The sequence below is a fragment of the Mesorhizobium sp. M2E.F.Ca.ET.209.01.1.1 genome (genome assembly GCF_004010375.2).
Classification (GTDB): Bacteria; Pseudomonadota; Alphaproteobacteria; order Rhizobiales; family Rhizobiaceae; genus Mesorhizobium.
On the sequence record NZ_SADP02000021.1, the window covers coordinates 68,166 to 92,112 of the forward strand.

Below are 23,947 nucleotides of genomic sequence, written 5' to 3' on the forward strand. Positions count from 1 at the left end.
GGCTTTCGACATTTGCCACCAGGCTTGGGCAATCGCCTCGGCGTGAACCGAAATCCCGTAGCGCATGCGCCCCGCACCCGGTTCACTGAACGCTGGTTCCCGCGCCCCGCCTCATGCTAACTCACCCCGCATGGCACAGAAGAAAGGATACGAGGTCGATTCGTGGCTGGCGCGGCCGGATCCGGCCATGGGAATCGTCCTGCTTTACGGTCCCGATCGCGGCCTTGTCGCCGAGCGTGCAAAAGCCTTCGCGGTGAAAACCGGCCTGCCTCTGGATGACCCGTTCTCCGTGGTCAAGCTCGACGGCGCGGAGGTTGACCGCGATGAGGGCCGGCTGCTCGACGAGGCGCGCACGGTGCCGATGTTTTCCGACCGGAGGCTGCTTTGGGTGCGCAATGCCAGCGGCCAGAAGGCGCTGGCCGATGACATCAAGGCGCTGACCGCCGAGCCCGCGCGCGACGCCATCATTCTCATCGAAGCCGGCGACCTGAAGAAGGGCACCGGTTTGCGGGCCATCGTCGAGGCCGCCGGCAACGCCATTGCCTTGCCCTGCTATGCCGACGAGGCCCGCGACCTGGATTCGGTGATCGACGACGAGTTGCGCAAGGCCGGCATGTCGATGAGCCTGGACGCCCGCCAGGCGCTGCGCCGCAATCTCGGCGGCGATCGCCTCGCCTCGCGCGGCGAGATCGAGAAGCTGGTTCTTTACGCGCACGGCCGCAAGAAGATCGGCATCGACGACATCAACGCGCTGTCGGGCGATGTCTCCGGCGCGTCCTTCGACGCCGCGGTCGACGCCATGCTGGACGGCAAGGTCGGCGATTTCGACATCGCCTTCACGCGTCATTGCCAGTCCGGCGGCCAGCCGTTCCTGGTGCTGTCCTCGGCGATGCGGCAATTGCAGGCGATCCAGGCGATGCGCGGCCAGATGGAGAGCGGCGGCCGCAACGCCGCCTCGGTCGTCGCCGGCGCCCGTCCGCCGGTCTTCTTCTCGCGCCGCAAGCTGGTGGAAAAGACACTCGAGCGCTGGAGCGTCGATGCGCTCGGGCGCGCGCTCGCTCGGCTGCAGGCGGCGGTGCTGCAGACCCGCAAGCGGCCCGATCTGTCGGAAGCGCTGGCGAGACAGGCGCTGCTGGGGATCGCGATCGAAAGCGCGAGGCTGGGGCAGAGGTAGGCGATTAGCCGATCTCCCCCCTTGTGGGGGAGATGTCCGGCAGGACAGAGGGGGGCGCTGTCCCGCCAGCGTATCAGCCAACCGCAGCGGCACTCACGGCGTTTATGATGACGTCGACTATCTTTGCCCGAGAGCCGCCTTCAGTCAGTTCATCGTCATTGCATTGCTCGCCTGGAAGGTGGGCAGCGCCTGCGGAAAGACCAGCACCGCCGCGCCATAGAGAACCAGGGCGACGCCCGATACCTTCGCTATCCGCTCTCCATGGGGGAAGGTCTTCTCGGCAAACACCAGCAGCGTGACCACCGCCATTGCACCGATGTTCATGATCCCGAGTGGAAAAAGGGCAGCGAACAACAGCCAGCAGCAGCCCAGGCAGAAGAGCCCATGCCGCAGGCCCATGCGCACCGCTCCCCATTGCCCATCGCGCCACGAGGTCAGGATGAAACCGATCGGCGAGCGGCACTTGGCCAGACAAAGATCTTTCAGCGGGGAGAGCTGGTAGGCGCCCGCGGTCATCAGCAGCGCGCCGCCGATGCGCGCGGCCGCCGCCGCAGACAATCCCACGCGCCCGGCAAGCATCTCCGCGCCCGCCGCGCTGGCGAAAGCGAGAACGCCTGTCGCCGTCCAGACCAGCATGTAGCCGGCTACGAACAGCCAGGTCGAGACAAAGGCCTGGCCGCGGCTCCGTTTGCCGCTCTGGACCTGGTGAAACGTCAGGATCATCGGCGCGACCGCCGGAAACATCATGGCGACCATCATGATCAGCCAGATGGCAAGAAACAGCGCGGCCGTCATGCCCATGGTGGGTGTGTACATGTCCATGCCGGACTGCTGCCGGACGAGCAGGGCCCAAGCCACCGCAGCTGCGGCAATCAGCAGCGCGAGAATGATGTTTCGCTGCAGCGTCAGCGGCATGAGCGGTCCGTTCTTCTGCCAGGCGCTAGTGCTGGCCGGACCAGTTGATCGGCGCGTAGTGCCCGTTGCGGCGGGAATTGTCCCAACTCATGCCATGGTCGCTGAAGGTGCTGCCTGCGACCCCCATCGCCAGACCGAGCCAGTGGGGATTGACGGGATGGCCGGTGGCCGCCCACATCTCGCCGTCCTCGCGCATGGTCGGCAGCGGCTCGACCGCCAACTGTGCCACGCCCGCAATCTCCGCCGACCTTTTCTTGCCATCTATCCGATAGTCTATCGGAACCTTCCTGGCGCCGAGATTCGTGCCGATCATCGGCGCCAACACCGCCATCGGACCGCCCGCGCCGCCGGTGAAGATCGCGCCCAGCGCCTCCGTTTGCCGGTCATCGGCGCGTTCGTCGATATAGGCGGCGGCCGTCCAATTGCCTTCCGCCATCGGGCCTGGCGTGTGCGCGATCATCGCGACGTTGAGCCCATCCAATCGAACGTCGCCGTAATTGCCCTTGTCAATGTGGAAGACCAAGGCGACATCGCAAACGCCTTGCGTCGGCCTCGATGTCAACTGCGCATTGGTGGACATCAAGCAAGGACATACGACATCGCAGCTGCAGTTTTCGAAGTAGCTTCCGGACAACTGCCAACTGGTCGCCATTTTCACCTCCCGGCTCTGTCAGGCGGGTCGGCTCGGATCGCTTTGGCGAGGTGGCGCCGCTCATATCGTGGGAGCGGCAAATAGCCCGACATCGCGTCTGCTCGGCACGCCAGGGCATATAGTTTAGTTGTCTCTAATGAGGTTACGCCGATGCCCAGCACTGTCAAGCCAAGGCCCGGGCGCTGGCATTGCGATCGAGAGCGCGCGAGATTGGGGCAGAGGTAGGCGGTTAGCCGATCTCCCCCACATGTGGGGGAGATGTCCGGCAGGACAGAGGGGGGCGCTGTCCCGCCGGCGTATCGGCTCTTTGGCCTTGACCTCCCGATGATCCGGGCCATCACTTCTGTCGACGGGCGCATGCGCGAATTTCTGCCTCCGCTACAATGGCTTAATGTCCCCGCATGTCCCCTGTTCATTGTTTCACCGGAGAGATGATGGCGCTCTGTCGCGCCCCCTCTGCCCTGCCGGGCATCTCCCCCACAAGGGGGGAGATCAGCAGCTTCGTCGCCTTCGCCAATGATCCGACAAAAAAGGCCAGCGTAACGTCAGCCTTTTTCGTTTATCACCGATATATCAGACATATCCAGCCTTAAGCCAAAACCTCAGCCGTCGCCGAATACCGTTGCGCCGCAGCTGCCTACCGCTCGTCCTTCAGCCGCCGGCACAGCTCGTCGAGTTGCTCCAGCGAGCGGTAATCGATGCGCAGCGTGCCGCCCTTGCCCTTGTGCTCGATGCTGACGATCATGCCGATCGTGTCGGTCATCAGCTTCTCAAGAGCCAGCGTGTCGGGGTCCTTTTCCGTCGAACTCGGCGCGGACTTGGTCTTGGCCGGCGTTGGACCGGCGGGCATCTGCGCCAGCGCCTCCGCCTGGCGCACCGAAAGCCCTTCCTTGACGATGCGCTTGGCAAGCCCGGCCGGGTCCTCGGCGGTGACCAGCGTGCGGGCATGCCCAGCCGACAGATCGCCGTCGACCAGCATCGAATGGATGACCGGGGGCAGCTTGAGCAGCCTCAGCGTGTTGGCGACATGGCTGCGGCTCTTGCCGATCACCTGGCCGAGATCGGACTGGGTATAGCCATGCTCGTCGATGAGCTGCTGATAGCCTTGCGCCTCCTCGACCGGATTGAGGTCGGCGCGCTGCACGTTCTCGATGATCGCCAGCTCCAGCGCCGTGCGGTCGTTGACGTCGCGCACGATCAGCGGGATCTCGGTCAGCCCCGCGCGTTGCGCCGCCCGCCAGCGCCGCTCGCCGGCGATGATCTCGTAGCGGCCGGGCTGCGACGGCGAGGGGCGTGCCACCACCGGCTGCACCACGCCATGCTCGCGGATCGACTGGGCAAGGTCGGTGAGCTCGGCATCGCCGAAATGCCGGCGCGGATTCTTCGGGTTCGGGCTGACGAATTCGATCGGCACCTTGCCGTCCGCCGCCACCACGGCGCTCGGCTTTTCCGGCGCCGCCGGACGGTCGATTTCCCCGATCAGCGCCGCGAGGCCGCGGCCCAGTCTTTTTCTTGATTGGTCTTCGCTCATTATAATGTCCAGATCGTTTCGGAATCGAATCGGCTGATTAACCAACCTGCCGGGCGGCTGCGGCTCAGGCGGCGCGCAGCTTGCGCTCGCGGCGGATCACCTCGGAGGCGAGCTGCAGATAGGCCTGGCTGCCCGAGCATTTCAGGTCGTACAGGATCGCCGGCTTGCCGTAGGACGGCGCTTCCGAGACCCGCACATTACGCGGGATGATCGTCTCATAGACCTTGTCGCCCATATGGGTGCGCACATCCTGCACCACCTGGTTGGCGAGGTTGTTGCGCCCGTCATACATGGTGAGCACGATGCCCTGGATGGTGAGATCCGGATTGATCGTGCCGCGCACCTGCTCGACCGTCTCCAGCAACTGGCTGAGACCTTCGAGCGCGAAGAACTCGCATTGCAGCGGAACGAGAACGGAATCGGCCGCCGCCATTGAATTCAAAGTCAAAAGATTGAGCGACGGCGGGCAATCGATCAGCACATAGCCGAACGGCGCCGCCCGCTCGGCCGCGGCGCGCAGCGCGTTGCGCAGCCTGAGCACCCGATCGGGCGCCGAGGCGATCTCCATCTCGATGCCGAGCAGGTCGAGCGTAGACGGCACGATGGACAGCCCCGGCACCGCCGTCGGCACGGCAGCCGCCTCCAGCTCGAGCTCGCCGGTCAGCACGTCGTAGGACGACGTGGTACGGTCCTTGCGGTCGATGCCGAGCCCGGTGCTGGCATTGCCCTGCGGGTCGAGGTCGACGATCAGCACGCGCTCGCCGATCGCAGCCAGGGCCGTCGCCAGATTGATGGCCGTCGTCGTCTTGCCGACGCCGCCTTTCTGGTTGGCGACAGTGATGATACGCGGTGCTGTGCTCATGGGCCTATGCCAGTAATTCATTGCTGTTTCGCCGGGCGCAAGTCACTGATTTCGAGGATGACGCCATGGGGGTCGGTCATGCTCGAATGTTCTACCAGATCGAAGGCCCAGCGGTGAGTGCTTTCTTCCACTTCTGCCCGGTAATCCCGGCCTTTGTGGAAAAGCGCTCGCGCCCCTTTGGTCAGCCATGGCGCGGCCAGATCGAGCAGGTCCGGGAGCGCGGCCAGCGCCCGCGCCGTGACGATTTCAGGAGCAGGAACAAGCGGATAGCTGTCGTCAATGCGCTTCGCCAGGACCCGCGCCGGCAAATCGAACTGACCCACGACCGACTGCAGGAACGAGGCCTTCTTGCGGTTGCTTTCGACGAGATCGATCGAGGCACTGGGACGCTCTTTAAGCAGGAAGCCGAGCACCAATCCGGGAAATCCGCCGCCTGAGCCAAGATCGACCCAGCGTGTGGCAGTGGGCGCGATTCGCGCGAGCTGGGCGCTGTCCAGGATGTGGCGCCGCCAGACGTCGTCCAGCGTCGACGGCGCCGCCAGATTGATGCTGCGGTTCCATTTCAGGAACAGCCGTTCGAAGGCCTGCAGCCGCTCGAATGTTTCACGTGAAACCGGACCCGCTGCCTTCTGCAGGTCCGCCCAGCCATCCGCGCTCACGCTACGGACCTGCGCGCGGCAAGTTCGGCATTGCGGACATGCGCGACAATGATGGCAAGCGCCGCCGGCGTCATGCCTTCCATACGCTGCGCATCGGCGATCGAACGCGGCTGGCGCGTCTTCATCTTCTGCTTCAACTCATTCGACAGGCCCGGCACGTCCGCGAAGTCGATTCCCTCCGGGATGAGCCGCGATTCCTCGTGCCTGATCTGCGCGACATCGGCCTGCTGGCGGTCGAGGTAAACCGAGTATTTCGCTTCCGTTTCAAGCCGCTCGGCGGTCTTGGCGTCAAGCGCGGCAAAGCGCGGCTCGACACGAGAGAGCCAGGCCATGTCGACGCCCGGATGCGCCAGCAATTCATAGGCCGAGCGGCGCACGCCGTCTTTGTTGATCTCCAGCCCGTGCCGCGCCGCTTCGTTCGGCGTCCAGGTGACCGACTTGGCCAACGCACGAGCCTCGTCGAGCCTCTGCGCCATCTCGCCAAACCGCTGCAGCCGCCCCGACGACGCGATGCCGAGCTTTTCAGCCAGCGGCGTCAGCCTCTCATCGGCATTGTCGGCGCGCAGCGACAGCCGGAATTCGGCGCGCGAGGTGAACATGCGATAAGGCTCGGCGATGCCGCGACTGGTGAGGTCGTCCACCATCACGCCGATATAGGCCTCGGTTCGGCTGATCACGACGTCGTCACCGCCGGCCGCCTTGCGCGCCGCGTTGATGCCGGCGAGCAGGCCTTGCGCGCCGGCCTCTTCATAGCCGGTCGTGCCGTTGATCTGCCCGGCCAGGAACAGGCAGGCGACGCGCTTTGTCTCCAGCGTCGTCTTCAACTCGCGCGGATCGACATGGTCATATTCGATCGCATAGCCCGGCTGCAGCATCGTCGCCTTTTCCAGCCCTGGGATCGTCTTCAGGATCTCGAGCTGAACATCCTCCGGCAGCGAGGTCGAGATGCCGTTCGGGTAGACGGTGTCATCATCGAGCCCTTCCGGCTCGAGGAAGATCTGATGGCCTTCGCGGTCGCCGAACTTGACGATCTTGTCCTCGATCGACGGACAGTAACGCGGCCCGACACCTTCGATCGAGCCGGAATACATCGCCGAGCGACCGAGATTGGCGCGGATCAAATCATGCGTCGCCGGCATGGTCCGCGTGATGCCGCAATGGATTTGGGGGTTCGCAATCTGATCGGTCATCAGCGAGAACGGCACCGGATCCTCGTCGGCGGCCTGGCTCTCCAGCGACGCCCAGTCGATGGTGCGGCCATCGAGGCGAGGGGGCGTGCCCGTCTTCAGGCGCCCGAGCTTGAAACCCGCGCGCGCCATGGTGGTCGACAGCCCGTGGCTGGCCTGCTCGTTCATGCGGCCGGCGACGATCTTCTTCTCACCGATATGGATCAGCCCGCGCAGAAAAGTGCCGGTGGTCAGCACGACGGCGCCGCAGACGAGGCGCCGGTCACCTGAAACCAGCACCGCCGCCACGCGGCCGTCCTGGATTTCGAGGTCGAGAACTTCGCCTTCAATGACATCGAGATCGTTCTGCTGCCGAATCGCTTCCTGCATGGCGAGCCGATAAAGCTTGCGGTCGGCCTGGGTGCGAGGGCCGCGCACGGCCGGGCCCTTGCGGCGATTGAGCAGGCGGAACTGGATGCCCGCGGCGTCGGCAATGCGGCCCATCAGCCCATCCATGGCGTCGATCTCCCGCACGAGATGGCCCTTCCCGAGACCGCCGATTGCCGGATTGCAGGACATGACGCCGATGGTATCAAAGCGTAGCGTGACCAGCGCGGTCCTGGCGCCGGCGCGCGCGGCAGCGCTTGCCGCCTCGCATCCGGCATGGCCGCCGCCCACCACCACCACATCATAGTGATCGGTCATTTCCCAGAATCCGCTTTCAGAGATGGATTGACACATGTCCCCGCCACCTCGCGCTGTCAAGGACGAAGACCGGACTCGTTTCACGTGAAACATCGATCCAGCCCAATTGCGTAGTGTTTCACGTGAGTCACTGCCGGACAGAGGCCGCCCCGTGTTTCACGTGAATCATTTACCAATGCAGAACTGCGAAAAGATGACGTCGAGCAGATCCTCGACATCGACGGCACCGACAATGCGCCCGAGGCGCTCGGCCGCCAACCGCAATTCCTCGGCCCGCAGTTCCTGACTGTGCCCGGACAACGCCGCCCGCAGGAAATCCATTGCCTCTTGCAGCAGCTCGACGTGGCGCATTCTGGATGGCAGGACGTCACCCGCCTCGCCAACTGCGGCAGCCGCGCGGGTTCCGATCTCGTGGAGGAGGCGCGCCAGTCCGGTCCCTTCCTTGGAGGAAATCACCAGGTCGTAGGCGCCGCCGCCCGCATCGGCTATGTCCGATTTCGTGCCTATCCGCAGCAGCGGAGCCCCAGCTGGGGCTCCGCTGACGGGCGCCGGATTGGCCATATCCTCCAACAGCAGGACGAGATCCGCCACGTCAGCCTTGGCCCGCGCCCTTTCGATGCCGATCGATTCCACCTTGCCCGCGGCGTCGCGCAGCCCGGCGGTATCGACAATCCGCACCTTCAGCCCGTTGAGGTCCATGACGACCTCGAGCAGGTCACGCGTAGTACCCGGCTCGTCGGTGACGATAGCCGCCTCGCGCCTCGCCAAAGCGTTGAACAGGCTGGACTTGCCGGCATTCGGCGCGCCGAGGATGACAACCTCAAAACCGTCGCGGATGATCTCCGCCGCCTTGAACCCTTCAATGTGCCGCTCGATGTCATCGATCATCGCCGCCACATCAGACCAGACCGCATCCGAAACGGAGCCGGGCACATCCTCTTCGTCGGCGAAATCGATCTCCGCCTCGATCATGGCACGCGCGTGGATCAGCCGGCGGCGCCATTCAGAATAAAGCTCGCTTTGCGCGCCTTCGGCATTGCGCACCGCGAAGCGGCGCTGCGCCTCGGTCTCGGCACTGACCAGATCGGCCAAGGCCTCTGTCTCGACCAGATCCAACCTGCCGTTGAGAAAGGCGCGCCTGGTGAACTCCCCAGGCTCGGCATGCCTGACGCCTTCGAAGCCGGTGATCGTCTCCAGCATCTTGGCCGCGACTGCCCGGCTGCCATGCACCTGGAACTCGGCGACATCCTCGCCGGTGAAGCTGCCGGGACCCGGAAAGAACAGCACGAGCCCGTGGTCGATCGTCGCGCCGTCCGGCGCCCTGATCGTCCGTAAATTGGTAAACCGATCCTTAATCGATCCAGCGATCGTTTCGACTACGAATCGAGTCTGAGGGCCGGAAATGCGGATAACGGCGATGCCGGCGGGCAGGCGGCCGCTGGACAGCGCTACGATCGAATCCTTCGAAGCCATTGGCGAAACCATTTGCCGGACCTGCCGAACCGCCTAGATTAAAAGGTAGAGCGTGTCGGCCGCTTCACCTCTCGGCATCACACTCTGACCTCTGCCTCAAACCACGCCGAGCCGCCCATCGTGACCTTGCCCGCGCGAAACCTGCTTGCCGAAGAAGCCAGCCCCTATCTGCGGCAGCACAGCGACAATCCTGTCCATTGGCGCGGCTGGTCGCCGGCCACCCTTGCCGAAGCCAAGGAGCTGGGCCGGCCGATCCTGCTCTCCATCGGCTACGCCGCCTGCCACTGGTGCCATGTCATGGCGCATGAAAGCTTCGAGAACGACGCCGTCGCGGCCGTCATGAACCGGCTCTACGTGAATATCAAGGTCGATCGCGAGGAGCGGCCGGACATCGACCAGATCTACATGGCGGCGCTCCATGCCATGGGCGAGCAGGGCGGCTGGCCGCTGACCATGTTCCTGACGCCCGACGGCAAGCCTTTCTGGGGCGGCACCTATTTTCCGCGCGAGGCGCGCTACGGGCGGCCAGGCTTCATCCAGGTGCTGGAAGCGGTCGACAAGGCCTGGCGCGAAAAGCAACAGAGCCTTGCCGAAAGCGCCGACGGCCTGACCGCCCATGTTGAACATCGGCTGGCCGGCGCTAAGGGCAAGGCGGTGCTGGACCGAGATACGCTCGCCGATCTCGCCGGGCGCATCGACGGCATGATCGACCGCGATCTCGGCGGCTTGAAGGGCGCGCCCAAATTCCCGAATGCACCTTTCATGCACACGCTCTGGCTCTCCTGGCTGCGCGACGGCCAGGTGCACCATCGCGACGCCGTGCTGCGGAGTCTCGAAAAGATGCTCGCCGGCGGCATCTACGATCATGTCGGCGGCGGCCTCAGCCGCTATTCGACCGATGCGGAATGGCTGGTGCCGCATTTCGAAAAGATGCTCTACGACAATGCCCAGCTCATCCGCCTGTGCAACTGGGCCTATGCGGCCAGCGGAAACGACTTGTTCCGGGTACGAATCGAAGAGACCGTCGCCTGGCTGCTGCGCGAGATGCGGGTCGACGGCGGTGCCTTCGCCGCCAGCCTCGACGCCGACAGCGACGGCGAAGAGGGGCTTTTCTACACCTGGAGCCGCGACGAGATAGAGACCGCGCTAGGCGACGATGCCCCAACTTTCTTCCGGTATTTCGATCTGGCAGCGCCGCATGGTTGGGAGGGCAAGCCGATCATCCGCCAGAGCGACGCGCAGCAAGCTCAGGGCGTCGCCGACTACGCCAACCTTGCCCCCTTGAAAGCGAAGCTGCTGGCTGGCCGCGAACAGAGGGTCAGGCCCGGCCGCGACGGCAAGGCGCTCACCGACTGGAGCGGCCTGATGATAGCGGCACTCGCGGAAGCCGGCCGCTCGCTTGGGCGCCCCGACTGGATCGAGGCAGCAGCCAGGGCTTTCTCCCATATCGTCGAGGCCAGCCAGGATGGCCGGCTGCCGCATTCCATGCTTGGCGCGAAGAAGCTCTTCCCGGCACTGTCCAGCGATTACGCCGCCATGACCAATGCCGCGATCGCTTTGTTCGAAGCGACCGGCAATCCGGAATATTCCGATCGCGCCAGGCAGTTCATCGGCGAGCTCGACCGCTGGCACCTGGACGGCGAAAACACAGGCTACTGGCTGACAGCCTCGGACAGCGGCGACGTGCCGATCCGCATCCGCGGCGATGTCGACGAGGCAATACCCTCGGCCACCAGCCAGATCGTCGAGGCCCTGGTGCGGTTGTCCTCGCTCACCGGCGACCTCGATCTCTCGGAGAAGGCTTGGGCAACCGCCGAGCATGCCATGGGCCGCGCCGCGCAGCAGGCCTACGGCCAGGCCGGCATCGTCAATGCCTGCGCGCTGGCGCTTGAGCCGCTGAAGCTTGTCATTATAGATAAGCCAGAGTCTTCAAGCCTTGTTCCGGTTGCGAATCGGAATCCCGATCCGCGCCGGGTGGATATCGTAGTGCCGATCGGCACGGAAGCGAATCGACCCCTCTTGCCGGGCGGCGTGCTGCCGCCGACTGACAAGCCGGGCGCCTGGTTCTGCAGCGGGCAGGTCTGTCTGCCGGTGGTGACCGATGCGGGGGAGTTGGAGAAACTGTTGCGAAGAGGGTAGCCAACCGGCACAGAAGCCGCACCAGGTTCCTGATAGCCCGGCGTCGGCGCTGCCCCTCATCTGGCTGCCGCCATCTTCTCCCCGTGAACGGGGAGAAGGGACCTGTCCCTGCCGACTTCGCCAATCGCCAAGCAAGAAGGAGTGCTGCGGCCGCAGCTGCCTCTTTCTCCCCGTTCACGGGAGAAATGCCCGGCAGGGCAATGAGGGGCGGCGCCAACCTTTGCCATTGTCATCCGGCGACCGCGCCGCGGCGCCGAAAAGCAAGAAGGGCGGAAAGCCCGCCTTTCTCGCCCCAATCACGTATTCATCGAATCGAAGAAGTCCGCGTTGGTCTTGGTCTGCTTGAGCTTGTCGATGAGGAACTCGATCGCGTCGGTCGTGCCCATCGGCGCCAGGATGCGGCGCAGCACGAAGATCTTCTGCAGGTCCGCGCGCGGCACAAGCAGGTCTTCCTTGCGAGTGCCGGACTTGAGGATGTCCATCGCCGGATAGATGCGCTTGTCGGCCACCTTGCGGTCGAGCTGGATTTCGCAGTTACCGGTGCCCTTGAACTCTTCGAAGATGACTTCGTCCATGCGGCTGCCGGTGTCGATCAGCGCGGTGGCGATGATGGTCAGCGAGCCGCCTTCCTCGATGTTGCGGGCGGCGCCGAAGAAGCGCTTCGGGCGCTGCAGCGCGTTGGCGTCGACACCGCCGGTCAGCACCTTGCCGGATGACGGCACGACGGTGTTGTAGGCGCGGCCGAGGCGGGTGATCGAATCCAGCAGAATGACCACGTCGCGGCCATGCTCAACCAGACGCTTGGCCTTCTCGATGACCATTTCAGCCACTTGCACGTGACGCGCGGCCGGCTCGTCGAAGGTTGACGAGATCACCTCCCCCTTCACCGAGCGCTGCATGTCGGTCACTTCTTCAGGACGCTCGTCGATCAGAAGCACGATCAGATAGCATTCCGGATGGTTGGCGGTGATCGAATGTGCGATGTTCTGCATCAGCACCGTCTTGCCGGTGCGCGGCTGCGCGTTGATCAGCGCGCGCTGGCCCTTGCCGATCGGCGCCACCAGATCGATGACGCGCGGCGAGATGTCCTTCGAGGTCGGATTGTCGACCTCCATCTTCAGCCGCTTGGTCGGATAGAGCGGCGTCAGATTGTCGAAGTGGATCTTGTGACGGATCTTTTCGGGATCATCGAAATTGATGGTGTTGACCTTGAGCAGCGCGAAATAGCGCTCGCCCTCTTTCGGGCTGCGGATCGGCCCTTCGACCGTATCGCCGGTCTTGAGCGAAAACCGCCTGATCTGCGACGGCGAGATATAGATGTCGTCGGGACCCGGCAGGTAGTTGGCGTTGGCGGAGCGCAGGAAGCCGAAACCGTCCTGCAGCACCTCGACCACACCGTCGCCGATGATCTCGATATCCTGGGCGGCGAGCTTCTTCAGGATCGCGAACATCAGCTCCTGCTTGCGCATGACGCTGGCGTTCTCCACCTCGAGCGATTCGGCATAAGCGATCAGCTCTGGCGGCTTCTTATTCTTGAACTCTGCGAGTTTCATTTCTTGCATTAGATAGACTCTGGGTAGGCTTTGGGGAGAAAAATCGGCTGAATACGACAAATGCCGGGCGCGGCCGAAAGCGAGTAAAGGGGCGGCGCATGACGGGAAGGAAGACCCGTCTTTTATCGTCGGTCGTCTGAAAGAGCAAGCCGCCTTTTGCTGGGCCTTCTTGCTGGATCGGAGGGAAGCCTAAAGCATGATCCCGAACCGGCTTTCGGAGAAGATCATGCTCCTCATCTAGAACGGCTTCACGATGACCAGGATGACGATGGCGATCATCAGCAATGTGGGGATCTCGTTGACGATCCGCCAGTGCCTGGCCGGCTTTTCGTTCTTGTCCTCGGCGAATTTCCGTACAGCGCCGGCGAGATAGCCATGCAGACCCGACAGGACGAGCACCAAAGCGATCTTGGTGTGCAGCCAGCCGCCCTGGAAGCCGAAGCCTTTCCAGGCCAGCCAAAGGCCGAACACCCAGGTCACGATCATCGCCGGATTGATGATCCCCCTGAGCAACCGCCGCTCCATCACCTTGAAAGTCTCGGACTGCACAGAGCCCTTCTCGGCATCGACGTGATAGACGAAGAGGCGCGGCAGATAGAGCATGCCCGCCATCCAGGCGATCACCGCGATCACATGGATCGCCTTGGCCCAGAGATAGAAGCCGTCGCCGGCCACCAAATAGAGCAGGGCGGTCGCCACCACGAGAACGGCAATGCCGACCGCCATGCGCTTCATCGCCTGGCCCGTGCTGTTCTCATTGCCTGCACTGCTCATCGGTGGCCCCTCACCATTTTCACCATCGCTTCGACATGCGCCACCGGCGTCTCCGGCGTGATTCCATGGCCGAGATTGAAGATCAGCGGTCCGCCGCCCAAAGTCCTCAGAATGGCATCGACACCGTCGGCCAGCGCCTTGCCGCCGGCGACCAGGCGCAGCGGATCGAGATTGCCCTGCACCGCGCCTTCGCGCTGCAGCTCCTTCGCCATGGACAAAGGCACGGTCCAGTCCAGGCCCAGGCCGGCGATACCGGTCTTCTTCCTATAGTCGCGATAGCGCTCGCCGGCGCCCTTAGGGAAACCGATCACCGGCACGTCAGGGTGAACCGCCTTCACTTGGCCGACGATCTCGGCCACCGGCTCGACGCAGAAAGCCTCGAAAGAGGGTTCATCCAGGACGCCCGACCAGGAATCGAAAATCTGCACCGCATCGGCGCCGGCTTCGATCTGACGGATGAGATAGGCAGCCGAATGGTCGGCCAGTACCTTCAGAAGCCGTGCGAAGGCCTCGGGCTCGCGATAGGCGAAAAGCCGCGCAGGGCCCTGGTCGGGCGTCCCATGCCCGGCAATCATATAGGTCGCCACCGTCCAGGGCGCGCCACAGAAGCCGAGCAGCGCCGTCTCGTCAGGCAGCTTCGCGCGCAGCCGGCGCACGGTCTCGTAGACCGGTTCGAGATTCACGTGAAACATCTCGCCGTTCAGCGCCGCGATCTCGGCCGCCGTGATCGGCTTCAGGATCGGCCCGCGGCCCTCTTCGAAACGAACCTCGCGCCCCAGGGCATTGGGCACGACGAGAATATCGGAGAACAGGATCGAGGCGTCGAAGCCGAAGCGCTCGATCGGCTGCAGCGTCACCTCGACGGCGAGGTCCGGATCATAGCAGAGATCGAGAAAGGATCCGGCGCGCTTCCTTGTCTCGCGATACTCCGGAAGATAGCGGCCAGCCTGACGCATCATCCAGAGCGGCGGCGGTGAAACCGTCTCGCCCTTGAGGACGTCCAGCACGATCCGTTTCCCAGCCATCCAGCGCCCGCCTCTCCAGTTCTCTTAAATCAAATATCTATTTTAAAAGAGTCTTCTGATTCTAAGAGTCTGTTGGTTGTGATGGTTGCGACCTGTCCAGCCTGCGGCCCGAAAAGGCCAGTCAGCATATTGTCGCGTACTCGCTTTCGCAATTTGGAGGGTTCTGGGGACGAAGCGGATTCATTCTTTTGACTCAAAAGCTTGGCCATTCCGCTCTGAAATCCGCGCTGTGGATTAAACCGGCCCAGAAAAGTTGATCCCCGGTTTTGTCCCCAGCGCCGCGACAAAGCCTACAGCCGGTCGAATTGTGGACAAGCGGCCATCTGATACAGTCGCCTTTTGATCCGAGGCTTGCCCATCCAGCCTTGTCCACAATTGCCCACAGCCTGGACCCATCCCCTGTGAACAAACCTCAGAGCTTCTTCCATCTGCACCTGATCTCCGACGCCACCGGCGAGACGCTGCTGGCCGCCGGCCGCGCGGCGTCCGCCCAGTACAAGGACGCGCGCGCCATCGAGCATATCTATCCGCTGATCCGCACCGAGAAGCAGGTCGCCAAGGTCTTCGAGGACATCGAGGAAGAGCCCGGCATCATTCTCTACACCGTCGTCGATCAGAAGCTGGCGCGCTCGATCGACGAGCGCTGCGCGACTATGGGCCTGCCTTGCGTCTCGGTGCTGGAGCCGGTGCTCGCCGTCTTCCAGTCCTATCTCGGCACGCCGGCCGGCCGCCGCGTCGGCGCCCAGCATGTCCTCGACGCCGAATATTTCCGCCGCATCGATGCGCTGAACTTCACCATGGAGCATGACGACGGCCAGCTGCCAGCCAATATGGACGATGCCGACATCGTGCTGATCGGCATCTCGCGCACCTCGAAGACGCCGACCTCGATCTATCTCGCCAATCGCGGCATCAAGACCGCCAACATCCCGATCGTGCTCGGCGTGCCGCTGCCCGAGAGCCTGGTCGAGGCCAAGAAGCCATTGGTCGTCGGCCTCATCGCTACGGCCGAGCGCATCTCGCATGTGAGACAGAACCGCATTCTCGGCAACAGCGCCGCCTTCGTGCCGACCGACTATGTCGACCGCGCCGCGATCAACGAGGAGCTCGCCTATGCGCGCCAACTCTGCACAAGGCATGGCTGGCCAATGATCGACGTCAGCCGCCGCTCCATCGAGGAAACGGCGGCGGCGATCGTTGCCCTGCGGGGCAAGACGCGCTAGGGCGTCGATATTCAGGTGATGCCGGCCTGCAAGTGGCGGCTTCCTCCGCTTCCGGTGCTCACGTACTTTAAGTACGCTCCGTTCCGGTTCTCGGAAGCCACCACTTTCGGCTCGGCCTAACCTGAATCTCAACACCCTAGTCGGTGCCACGGACCGGGCGCGAAAAAACATGGCCGAGAAAATCATCCTCGCTTCGGGCTCTCCGTTCCGGAAGGCGATGCTCGTCAATGCCGGCCTCGATATCGAGGCGGTGCCGGCCGATGTCGACGAGCGCGCGCTCGAGGCTCCGCTGAAAGACAGTGGCGTCTCGCCGGAAGACGTCGCCTCGATCCTGGCGGAGGCCAAGGCGACCGAGGTCAGCGAGCGGAGGCCCGGCGCCCTTGTGCTCGGCTGCGACCAGACGCTGTCGCTGGGCGATGAGGTCTTTCACAAGCCGGCCGACATGGAAGGCGCGCGCAGGCATCTCCTGTCGGGCAAGACTCATCAGTTGAACAGCGCCGCCGTGCTTTGCCGCGACGGCGAAGTGCTGTGGCGGCATGTCGGCGTCGCCAGTCTCACCATGCGCAAGCTCGACCCTGCCTTCATCGGCCGGCACCTGGCGCGGGTCGGCGCCAAGGCGCTGGGGAGCGTCGGCGCCTATCAGATCGAGGGCGAGGGCATCCAGCTGTTCGAGAAGATCGAAGGCGACTATTTCACCATCGTCGGCCTGCCGCTGCTGCCGGTGCTGAAGGAGCTGCGCGCGCTGGGAGCGATCGATGGCTGAGAAACGAGCCTGCGTCACCGGACATCCGATCGCCCATTCCCGCTCGCCGAAAATCCACGGCTATTGGCTCAAGACATACGGCATCGATGGCAGCTACCAGGCGATCGACGTCGCGCCGGCGGATTTCGCCGCTTTTCTCAAATCTCTCGGCGAGGACGGATACCGCGGCGGCAATGTCACCATTCCGCACAAGGAAGCCGCCTTCGCCGGCGTTGCCCGCCGCGACCATGCGGCCGATGAAATCGGCGCCGTCAACACGCTGTGGTTCGAGGATGGCGTTCTGTGGGGCGGCAATACGGACGGCTACGGTTTTGCCGCCAACCTCGACGAGCATGCGCCGGGCTGGACTGCCAATGGACCGGCCGTAGTGCTGGGCGCCGGCGGCGCTTCCCGCGCCGTCATTCACGCGCTCAAAGAGCGCGGCATCAAGGACATCCGCATCGTCAATCGGACGGTGGCGAGAGCCGAGGAACTCAGCCGCCACTTTGGCGCCGGCGTTTCGGCGCATGCTGCGGGCGCGGTCGGCGAGCTGCTTGCCGATGCCGGCCTGCTGATCAACACTACGGCGCTCGGCATGCATGGCGATGCGACGCTCTCCGCCGATCCGGCCGGCTTGCCGGACCACGCCATCGTCACCGACATCGTCTATGTGCCGCTGGAGACGCCTTTGCTGGCCGCCGCCAGGGCGCGGGGGCTGAGGACGGTCGACGGGCTCGGCATGCTGCTGCATCAGGCTGTGCCCGGCTTTGAACGCTGGTTCGGCAGGAAGCCCGAAGTCACGCCCGAATTGCGGCGCATGATCGTCGCCGACATCGAGGGCCACTGATGATCGTGCTTGGCCTCACCGGATCGATCGGCATGGGAAAATCGGCGACGGCGAAGATGTTCGCCGAGGCCGGCGTGCCGGTGCATGATTCCGACGAGACCGTGCATCGCCTTTATTCCGGCAAGGCCGCGCCTTTGGTCGAGGCCGCCTTCCCGGGCACGACTGAGGCAGGCGTGGTCGACCGCGTGAAGCTTGGCCAGCAAGTGCTCGGCGATCCCGCCGCGCTGAAGAAGCTCGAGTCAATCATTCACCCGCTGGTGCGGGCCGATGCCGATGCGTTTCTGGCGAAGTATCGCGCCGCCGGCGCTCCGGTCGCCGTGCTCGATATCCCGCTTCTGTTCGAAACCGGCGGCCGCAACCGCGTCGACAAGGTCGTGGTCGTCACCGCGTCGCCCGAGATCCAGCGCGAGCGCGTGCTGGCGAGGCCTGGCATGAGCGAGGAGAAATTTTTGTCGATCCTCGCCAAGCAGGTGCCCGACGCCGAAAAGCGCCGCCAGGCCGATTTCATCGTCGACACCGGAAATGGCTTCGAGGCGGCGCGGAAGGCCGTTGCAGCCGTCATCGGCCAATTGACGGGGGATAAGTCCGACCGGCATGGTTCCTGACGTCCGCTGGCAGCAGTCCCCATTGCCATTTTGTTCTGGTTTGTGATTCTGCTCCTTGGAGCGGATTGATTCGACATGCGTGAGATCATCTTCGATACGGAAACCACCGGCCTCGATTTGCGCGAAGACCGCATCATCGAGCTCGGCGGCGTCGAGCTGGTCAACCGTTTCCCGACCGGCCGCACCTTCCATAAATTCATCAGTCCGCAGGGCCGCGCCATCCACGCCGAGGCGCAGGCCGTGCACGGCATCAGCGCCGCCGATCTTGTCGGCAAGCCGACCTTCGCCGAAATTGTCGACGAGTGGTTGGCCTTCACCGATGGCGCCAAGCTGATCGCCCACAACGCCACCTTCGACCTCGGCTTCCTCAACCTCGAATACAGCCGGCTCGACCATCCGGCCATAGATCCCGGCCGTATCATCGACACGCTGGCCCTGGCGCGCCGCAAGCATCCGATGGGCCCGAACTCGCTCGATGCGCTCTGCCGGCGCTACGGCATCGACAACACCCGCCGCACCAAGCACGGCGCGCTGCTCGACTCCGAATTGCTGGCCGAGGTCTATATCGAGCTCATCGGCGGCAAGCAGGCGGCACTGGTGCTGGAGGCCGTGGCGGTGCAGATGAACGGCGCCGGCGAGGTGGCCGATATCGACGTCTCGATCGGCGCGCGGCCCATCGCCCTGCCGCCGCGGCTGAGCGAAGCCGACCGCGCCGCGCATGCCGGGCTGGTTTCGACGCTCGGCGAAAAGGCGCTGTGGCTCAAGGTGGCGGTGGGGTGAGAGGCCGCTTCTGGCGCTGATCTACGCGATTGGCCGAATCCCTCCGTGACGTCGTCATACTCGGGCTTGACCCGAGTATCCATGCCGTGACTGCCGCCGTAGGGCGCAACGGTGCAGAATTCTATAACCGTTGCAACGCCTTAGCGTAACGGAATGGATTCCAGGGTCTGCGCTGCGTCGCTTCGCTCCTTGCTCCGCCCTGGAATGACGACCGCCCGGAGGTTTTCGCCAACCTCCGACGTCTCAACAAAAAAGCCCGGCGCGAAGCCGGGCTCTTGATGGCGGTAGCGATGGGTCTCAGCTCACCTGGACCTTGCTCGCGGCCTGGTCCTCGGCGATGCGCTGCTGGAACATCTGCGCGAAATCGATCGGGTCGAGCATCAGCGGCGGGAAGCCGCCATTGCGGGTCGCATCGGAGATGATCTGGCGGGCGAAGGGGAACAGGAGCCGCGGGCACTCGATGAACAGGATCGGCAGCATGTGCTCCTGCGGGAAGCCCGAGATGGCGAAGACGCCGCCATAGACCAGCTCGACATTGAACAGCACTTCCTGGTCGAAGGAGGCCTTGGCGTTCAAGGTCAGGTTGACGTCGAACTGCTTGTCCGAAAGCGGATTGGCGTTGACGTTGACGTTGATGGCGATCCCGGGCGCCTTGTCGCGGCCGCGCAGCGAGTTCGGTGCGCCGGGGCTTTCGAAGGACAGATCCTTCACATATTGCGCAAGCACATTGAGCGAGGGCTGGTTCTGGGTGCCGTTGCCGTTGGCGGCGCCGGTCGCCGCGTCATCGTTGCTGGCCATGAGCCTTTAAGTCCTTCTGCCTGGGCAGCATTGCTGACCGGATTGAAATCGCGGGTTCGCTACCATGCTCGGGCGGACAAAACAAGTTTTGCCGCTTTATCGGGCAAAGCGCCTGGGACTAGTCGTTTTTCAGCCGCCGCCACGGCGAATTGTGATCCGGCCGGTTCGGATAATCGTCGCGCGAATAGTCGCTGTCGTCGAGGTCGATGACAGTGTCGCGCCGGCGCGCCGAAAAGCCGCTCGAGAAGCTGGTCGCCATGACGATGCGGCTCTTGAGCAGGCGCCAGGCGAAGTCGCGCACCGGCGGCAGCAGCAGAAGAATGGCGAAGATATCGGTGATGAAGCCGGGGATGATCAAAAGGATCGCCGCCAGCACGATCATCGCGCCATGGGCGAGCTGCCGGCTGGGATCATGCCCGGCATCCATCTCGGCCCGCACCCGCGTCATGACGCCGAAACCCTGATGCCGGAGCAGCAGGCTGCCGGCGACGCTGGAAAGGATGACCAGCCCGACCGTCGCCAAAGCGCCGATCTCGCGACCGACGACCACGAAGCCGGCGATCTCCAGCAGCGGCAGCAGGAGCAGGAACAGCGGGATGAACGAAATGCGCAAAGTCTCGACCGATCGCTTTCTTCTTTTGGGCGCTCGCGGACAATCGACCGCTGGCCTTGGCGCCCTTAGATAGGTATGGCTGCCTTTGATTTGAATGATTGCGCCTGCCGTTCTATATGCTTTGAGTGTTGAACGCTATGCGACCGCGGTCCCCGAGGGGTTAGGCCGGTCCGGCAAGAACAGGGTTCGAGTTGGCGGAAAATATGGGTTTCTTCGACTTCGGCACGATTTTCTTTTTGATTGCGGCGGTTGTGATCTTTTTCCAGCTGCGCAACGTGCTCGGACGTCGCACCGGCAACGAGCGCCCGCCCTTCGATCCCTATTCGGCGAGCCGCACGCGCGAGGCAGATGCGGCGCAGAAGCCGGAAAATGTCGTGTCGCTGCCGCGCAAGCGCATGCCGGGCGAAAGCGCCGCCGAAACCTATGCCGATATCGACGCCTTCGCCAAGCCGGACACCGATCTCAACAGGGGCCTGCGCACGATCAAGGACAATGACGCGTCCTTCGAGCCCAAGAGCTTCGTCGACGGCGCCAAGATGGCCTATGAGATGATCGTCATGGCCTATGCCGACGGCGACCGCAAGACGCTGAAGAATCTTCTGTCGCGCGAAGTCTATGACGGCTTCGTCGCCGCCATCGGCGAACGCGAGGCGAAATCGGAAAAGATCCAGTCGTCCTTCGTCGGCATCGACAAGGCCGACATCGTCGCCGCCGAAATGAAGGGCTCGGAAGCGCATATCACGCTGCGCGTCGTCTCCGAGCTGATCTCGGCGACCCGCGACAAGGCCGGCGCCGTCATCGACGGCGATCCGGAGACGGTGGCCGAGGTCAAGGATGTCTGGACCTTCGCCCGCGACACCCGCTCGCGCGACCCGAACTGGAAGCTCGTCGCCACCGAAGAAGAAGATTGAGACAAAGCGGCGGGGCTCGGTCGTGCCGCTCTCTCCTACACTCAGCGAAAAATCCTTCACCGACCTGCCCGGCTGGAGCGAGGATGATCACCTTGCGGCCTTCGCGGCCTTTCGCCGCTCGGCCTTCCATGCGCCCGTGAAACCTTATCGCACCGGCTCGCTCGGTGTCGATTTCAATGCCTTTGCCGAGGCCTATGGCGAGGCGCGCGCCGTTTCGGCGCCGAATCGGTCGGAAGCGCGATCCTTCTTCGAACGGCATTTCGCCCCCGCTTTGGTCATGCCCGACAATGGCGGCTCGGGTCTCGTCACCGGCTTCTACGAGCCGGAGGTCGAGGCCTCGCCGGTCAGGACGGAACGGTTCACCGTGCCGGTGCTGTCCCGCCCCGCCGACCTGATCGACATCGATGACAGCAACCGGCCGGCCGGCATGGATCCTTATCTGGCCTTCGCCCGCCGGACGGATGACGGCCCAGTCGAATATTTCGACCGCGGCGCGATCGAGCGCGGCGCGCTGGCCGGCAAAGATCTGGAAATCGCCTGGCTTGCCGAGAAGGTCGACGCCTTCTTCATCCATGTGCAGGGCGCGGCGCGCCTGAAGATGACCGACGGCAGCTTGCGCCGCGTGACCTATGCCGCGAAGTCCGGCCAGCGCTTCACCGGTCCCGGCAGGATATTGAGCGATCTCGGCGAGATCCCGCTGGAAAAGGTGACGATGCAGTCGATCCGTGCCTGGTTCAAGGCGCATCCGGAGCGGGTCGACGAGATCCTCTGGCAAAACCGCTCCTACATCTTCTTCCGCGAGGCCGCGGTCGACGATGCGGCGCTTGGGCCTATCGCCGCCGCCAAGGTGCCGCTGACGCCGGGGCGCTCGGTCGCCGTCGATCGGCTGCTGCATACGTTCGGCACGCCCTTCTATATCGACGCGCCGACGCTCACTGCCTTCGATAAAAGACCGTTCCGGCGGCTGATGATTGCGCAGGACACCGGCTCGGCCATCACCGGGCCCGCGCGCGGCGATCTTTTCGCCGGCTCGGGCGACGCCGCTGGCGAAATCGCCGGCGTGGTTCGCAACGCGGCGGATTTTTATGCGCTGGTGCCCCGCGCGCTGTTCGATGGAGCGACCCGGTGAGCCGCCGCGACGATCATCTCAGTGACGACGACCGCATCCTGTGGAACCTGGTGGCGCGTTCGGCCCGACCGCTGAAAGGCAAGACAGCGGTCGAGATTCCCGAAATCATCGAGCCCAAGCCGACGCCGGCCGCCGCTCCGGTCAACGGTGTCCCGGCCGTCGCTGCAAAACCGAAGACGCCGCATGTCTCGCATGCGCTCGACGACCAGACACTGCACAAGCTGAAGAAGGGCCGGCTGCCGATCGAAGGCCGCGTTGACCTGCACGGCATGACGCAGGACGAGGCCTATTCGCTGCTGCTCACCTTCCTGCATCGGGCGCATGCCGGCGGCATTCGCTACGTTCTGATCATCACCGGCAAGGGTTCGTCCTCCGGCGGCGACGGCATCCTGCGCCGCGCCGTGCCGGCCTGGCTGTCGACGCCGGCCTTCCGCCACCTCGTCTCCAGCCACGATCACGCCGCCCGCAACCATGGCGGCTCGGGCGCGCTCTATGTGCGGCTGCGGCGGACGCGCCCATGAGGAACTCAGCAATGAGGGCTCGCGAATGAGCAGGCCGACATGACCCCGTTCGGCGAGAAGCTCAGGGCGCTGCGCGCTGAACGCGGCGTCAGCCAGAAGGCGATGGCCGAGGCCATCGGCGTCAGCGCCGCCTATCTGTCGGCGCTCGAGCACGGCCGCCGCGGCGCGCCCACCTGGACGCTGATCCAGAAGATCATCGGCTATTTCAACATCATCTGGGACGATGCCGAAGACCTCGCCCGCCTCGCCGAAAGCTCGCACCCGAGGGTCAGGATCGACACGTCCGGCCTGTCGCCGGCGGCCACCGAGCTTGCCAATCTCTTGGCCGAGGGCATCGAAAAGCTTGATGAAGAGCAGCTGCGGAAAATCACCGCATTGGTCCGGACTGCGCTGCGCAGATAGTTTGCCCGGGTGCGGTTAGCCGAAGCGCTCGAACTTCGTCATCCACGGGCGGAGTGGGAGCGAAGCGGACGCGCAGACCATGGTCTGCGCGCGTCGCTTCGCTCCTTGCTCGCCACAGGATAACGACGGCGCGAAAGCCAAGGCTTCCGTGTACTGCGCCGCAGGCAACCCTCACGCCCGAGATCAGAACTTGCCGGCGCCGCGGCCGTTGGTGCTGCCGCCATTGGGGTTGCCTCGGCCGCCATTGTCGTGATGGTCGCGGCCACCATTGCCGCCGCCAAGGCAGTTCTCGGAGCCGACGGTGCAGCAGCGGCCGCTCCACAGGTCATTGAGGTTGGTTGCGGCGCAGCTTTTGTAGGTCTGGTCCGCCAGGGCCGATCCGGTCAGGGCCGACACGGCGACGGCGGCAAGAAGGGTATTGCGCAGAAAAGCAGTCATTTGAGGTCTCCATGGTTGGGTTTGCCATTCACGGCTGTGTGTCGCCGGCTGAACGGAAACGGTTCATGGAGTTGTGCGATTTTTTCGCAGGCCGTTGCTTTCGTCATTCCAGGGCAAAGCAGGAGCGAAGCGACGTCGCGAAGACCCTAGGATCCTGTGTGTTGGTTTCGGTGTATGGTTGAAGTGGGAAGGAGACCGAGTGGATCCTGGTCGTCCTTTCGGACAGGCCGTGGCATGGCCCGGTCCCTTCCCACCGGTGAACCATCAACCTGAACAGTTGCACGGGGCTGTTCGAAGCAGACCCCGCACC

The 23,947-nt window shown here is 64.1% G+C and carries 24 protein-coding genes; 11 read left to right on the plus strand and 13 right to left on the minus strand.

Annotated elements, in window-relative coordinates; all coding sequences use genetic code 11:
* Positions 1-130 precede the first annotated feature (130 nt).
* Entirely contained in the window at positions 131-1,174 is a 1,044-nt protein-coding gene (holA, locus tag EN852_RS28665; RefSeq protein ID WP_127879185.1) for a DNA polymerase III subunit delta, read from the plus strand.
* Between the two features lie 144 nt (positions 1,175-1,318).
* Here holA and EN852_RS28670 read toward each other — a convergent pair whose 3' ends face one another.
* The 7 genes from EN852_RS28670 to mnmE form a co-directional block, all read right to left on the minus strand.
* The gene (locus EN852_RS28670) at positions 1,319-2,089 is read right to left on the minus strand and encodes a DUF2182 domain-containing protein (RefSeq protein ID WP_127879187.1); all 771 of its coding nucleotides are present in this window, start codon (positions 2,087-2,089) and stop codon (positions 1,319-1,321) included.
* Positions 2,090-2,114: 25 nt separating this feature from the next.
* Complete coding sequence (locus EN852_RS28675) at positions 2,115-2,741, minus strand: DUF1326 domain-containing protein (protein ID WP_127879189.1); 627 nt, start codon at positions 2,739-2,741, stop codon at positions 2,115-2,117.
* A 637-nt stretch (positions 2,742-3,378) separates the two neighbouring features.
* Positions 3,379-4,272 (minus strand): ParB/RepB/Spo0J family partition protein, encoded by an 894-nt coding sequence (locus EN852_RS28680; protein ID WP_127879191.1) that lies wholly within the window; start codon positions 4,270-4,272, stop codon positions 3,379-3,381.
* A gap of 64 nt (positions 4,273-4,336) precedes the next feature.
* A complete protein-coding gene (locus tag EN852_RS28685) occupies positions 4,337-5,134 on the minus strand; it encodes a ParA family protein (RefSeq protein ID WP_127879193.1) in 798 nt (265 codons plus the stop codon).
* Positions 5,135-5,151: 17 nt separating this feature from the next.
* A complete protein-coding gene (gene rsmG / locus EN852_RS28690; RefSeq protein WP_127879195.1) occupies positions 5,152-5,793 on the minus strand; it encodes a 16S rRNA (guanine(527)-N(7))-methyltransferase RsmG in 642 nt (213 codons plus the stop codon).
* Positions 5,790-7,664: a tRNA uridine-5-carboxymethylaminomethyl(34) synthesis enzyme MnmG gene (mnmG, locus tag EN852_RS28695; RefSeq protein WP_127879197.1), complete on the minus strand. Its 1,875-nt coding sequence runs from the start codon at positions 7,662-7,664 to the stop codon at positions 5,790-5,792. Before mnmG ends, rsmG begins: the two co-directional genes overlap by 4 nt.
* 165 nt (positions 7,665-7,829) lie before the next feature.
* Positions 7,830-9,137 carry a tRNA uridine-5-carboxymethylaminomethyl(34) synthesis GTPase MnmE gene (mnmE, locus tag EN852_RS28700; protein ID WP_127879199.1) on the minus strand — a complete coding sequence of 436 codons (1,308 nt, stop codon included), beginning with the start codon at positions 9,135-9,137 and terminating at the stop codon, positions 7,830-7,832.
* A gap of 120 nt (positions 9,138-9,257) precedes the next feature.
* Here mnmE and EN852_RS28705 point away from each other — a divergent pair, with 120 nt between their 5' ends.
* On the plus strand, positions 9,258-11,276 hold the full coding sequence (locus EN852_RS28705) for a thioredoxin domain-containing protein (protein ID WP_127879201.1): 2,019 nt from the start codon (positions 9,258-9,260) through the stop codon (positions 11,274-11,276).
* Between the two features lie 296 nt (positions 11,277-11,572).
* On the opposite strand, the gene rho is transcribed toward EN852_RS28705, so the two are convergent.
* From rho to hemE, 3 genes are all read right to left on the minus strand, one after another.
* Positions 11,573-12,838, minus strand: coding sequence for a transcription termination factor Rho (gene rho, locus EN852_RS28710; RefSeq protein WP_127230347.1), 1,266 nt, complete (start codon positions 12,836-12,838; stop codon positions 11,573-11,575).
* Positions 12,839-13,066: 228 nt separating this feature from the next.
* Positions 13,067-13,603, minus strand: coding sequence for a protoporphyrinogen oxidase HemJ (gene hemJ / locus EN852_RS28715; protein ID WP_127879203.1), 537 nt, complete (start codon positions 13,601-13,603; stop codon positions 13,067-13,069).
* On the minus strand, positions 13,600-14,628 hold the full coding sequence (gene hemE / locus EN852_RS28720) for a uroporphyrinogen decarboxylase (protein WP_127879205.1): 1,029 nt from the start codon (positions 14,626-14,628) through the stop codon (positions 13,600-13,602). Before hemE ends, hemJ begins: the two co-directional genes overlap by 4 nt.
* A 401-nt stretch (positions 14,629-15,029) precedes the next feature.
* Between hemE and EN852_RS28725 the strand changes: the two genes are divergently transcribed.
* The 5 genes from EN852_RS28725 (at position 15,030) to dnaQ (ending at position 18,825) form a co-directional block, all read left to right on the plus strand.
* On the plus strand, positions 15,030-15,851 hold the full coding sequence (locus EN852_RS28725; RefSeq protein ID WP_127879207.1) for a pyruvate, water dikinase regulatory protein: 822 nt from the start codon (positions 15,030-15,032) through the stop codon (positions 15,849-15,851).
* 169 nt (positions 15,852-16,020) lie between these two features.
* Positions 16,021-16,614, plus strand: a complete 594-nt coding sequence (locus EN852_RS28730; RefSeq protein ID WP_127879209.1) for a Maf-like protein — start codon at positions 16,021-16,023, stop codon at positions 16,612-16,614.
* Complete coding sequence (locus EN852_RS28735; RefSeq protein ID WP_127879211.1) at positions 16,607-17,440, plus strand: shikimate dehydrogenase; 834 nt, start codon at positions 16,607-16,609, stop codon at positions 17,438-17,440. The genes EN852_RS28730 and EN852_RS28735 overlap by 8 nt, the downstream gene beginning before the upstream one ends.
* Positions 17,440-18,045 carry a dephospho-CoA kinase gene (gene coaE / locus EN852_RS28740; RefSeq protein ID WP_127879213.1) on the plus strand — a complete coding sequence of 202 codons (606 nt, stop codon included), beginning with the start codon at positions 17,440-17,442 and terminating at the stop codon, positions 18,043-18,045. The genes EN852_RS28735 and coaE overlap by 1 nt, the downstream gene beginning before the upstream one ends.
* 75 nt (positions 18,046-18,120) lie before the next feature.
* A complete protein-coding gene (dnaQ, locus tag EN852_RS28745; protein WP_127879215.1) occupies positions 18,121-18,825 on the plus strand; it encodes a DNA polymerase III subunit epsilon in 705 nt (234 codons plus the stop codon).
* A gap of 297 nt (positions 18,826-19,122) precedes the next feature.
* On the opposite strand, the gene secB is transcribed toward dnaQ, so the two are convergent.
* Together secB and EN852_RS28755 are read right to left on the minus strand one after the other, a co-directional pair.
* Entirely contained in the window at positions 19,123-19,623 is a 501-nt protein-coding gene (gene secB, locus EN852_RS28750; RefSeq protein ID WP_042645309.1) for a protein-export chaperone SecB, read from the minus strand.
* Positions 19,624-19,741: 118 nt separating this feature from the next.
* Positions 19,742-20,236 carry an FxsA family protein gene (locus EN852_RS28755; protein ID WP_095820157.1) on the minus strand — a complete coding sequence of 165 codons (495 nt, stop codon included), beginning with the start codon at positions 20,234-20,236 and terminating at the stop codon, positions 19,742-19,744.
* A 203-nt stretch (positions 20,237-20,439) separates the two neighbouring features.
* On the opposite strand from EN852_RS28755, the gene EN852_RS28760 reads away from it, so the two are divergent.
* The 4 genes from EN852_RS28760 to EN852_RS28775 are packed head-to-tail and all read left to right on the plus strand — an operon-like array spanning position 20,440 to position 23,199.
* Positions 20,440-21,147: a Tim44/TimA family putative adaptor protein gene (locus EN852_RS28760; RefSeq protein WP_127879217.1), complete on the plus strand. Its 708-nt coding sequence runs from the start codon at positions 20,440-20,442 to the stop codon at positions 21,145-21,147.
* 22 nt (positions 21,148-21,169) lie between these two features.
* Positions 21,170-22,276 carry a murein transglycosylase A gene (locus EN852_RS28765; protein ID WP_127879219.1) on the plus strand — a complete coding sequence of 369 codons (1,107 nt, stop codon included), beginning with the start codon at positions 21,170-21,172 and terminating at the stop codon, positions 22,274-22,276.
* Positions 22,273-22,797 (plus strand): Smr/MutS family protein, encoded by a 525-nt coding sequence (locus EN852_RS28770; RefSeq protein WP_127879221.1) that lies wholly within the window; start codon positions 22,273-22,275, stop codon positions 22,795-22,797. The genes EN852_RS28765 and EN852_RS28770 overlap by 4 nt, the downstream gene beginning before the upstream one ends.
* A 39-nt stretch (positions 22,798-22,836) precedes the next feature.
* On the plus strand, positions 22,837-23,199 hold the full coding sequence (locus tag EN852_RS28775) for a helix-turn-helix transcriptional regulator (RefSeq protein ID WP_127879223.1): 363 nt from the start codon (positions 22,837-22,839) through the stop codon (positions 23,197-23,199).
* Positions 23,200-23,382: 183 nt separating this feature from the next.
* Here EN852_RS28775 and EN852_RS28780 read toward each other — a convergent pair whose 3' ends face one another.
* A complete protein-coding gene (locus EN852_RS28780) occupies positions 23,383-23,637 on the minus strand; it encodes a hypothetical protein (RefSeq protein ID WP_127879225.1) in 255 nt (84 codons plus the stop codon).
* Between the last annotated feature and the right edge of the window lie 310 nt (positions 23,638-23,947).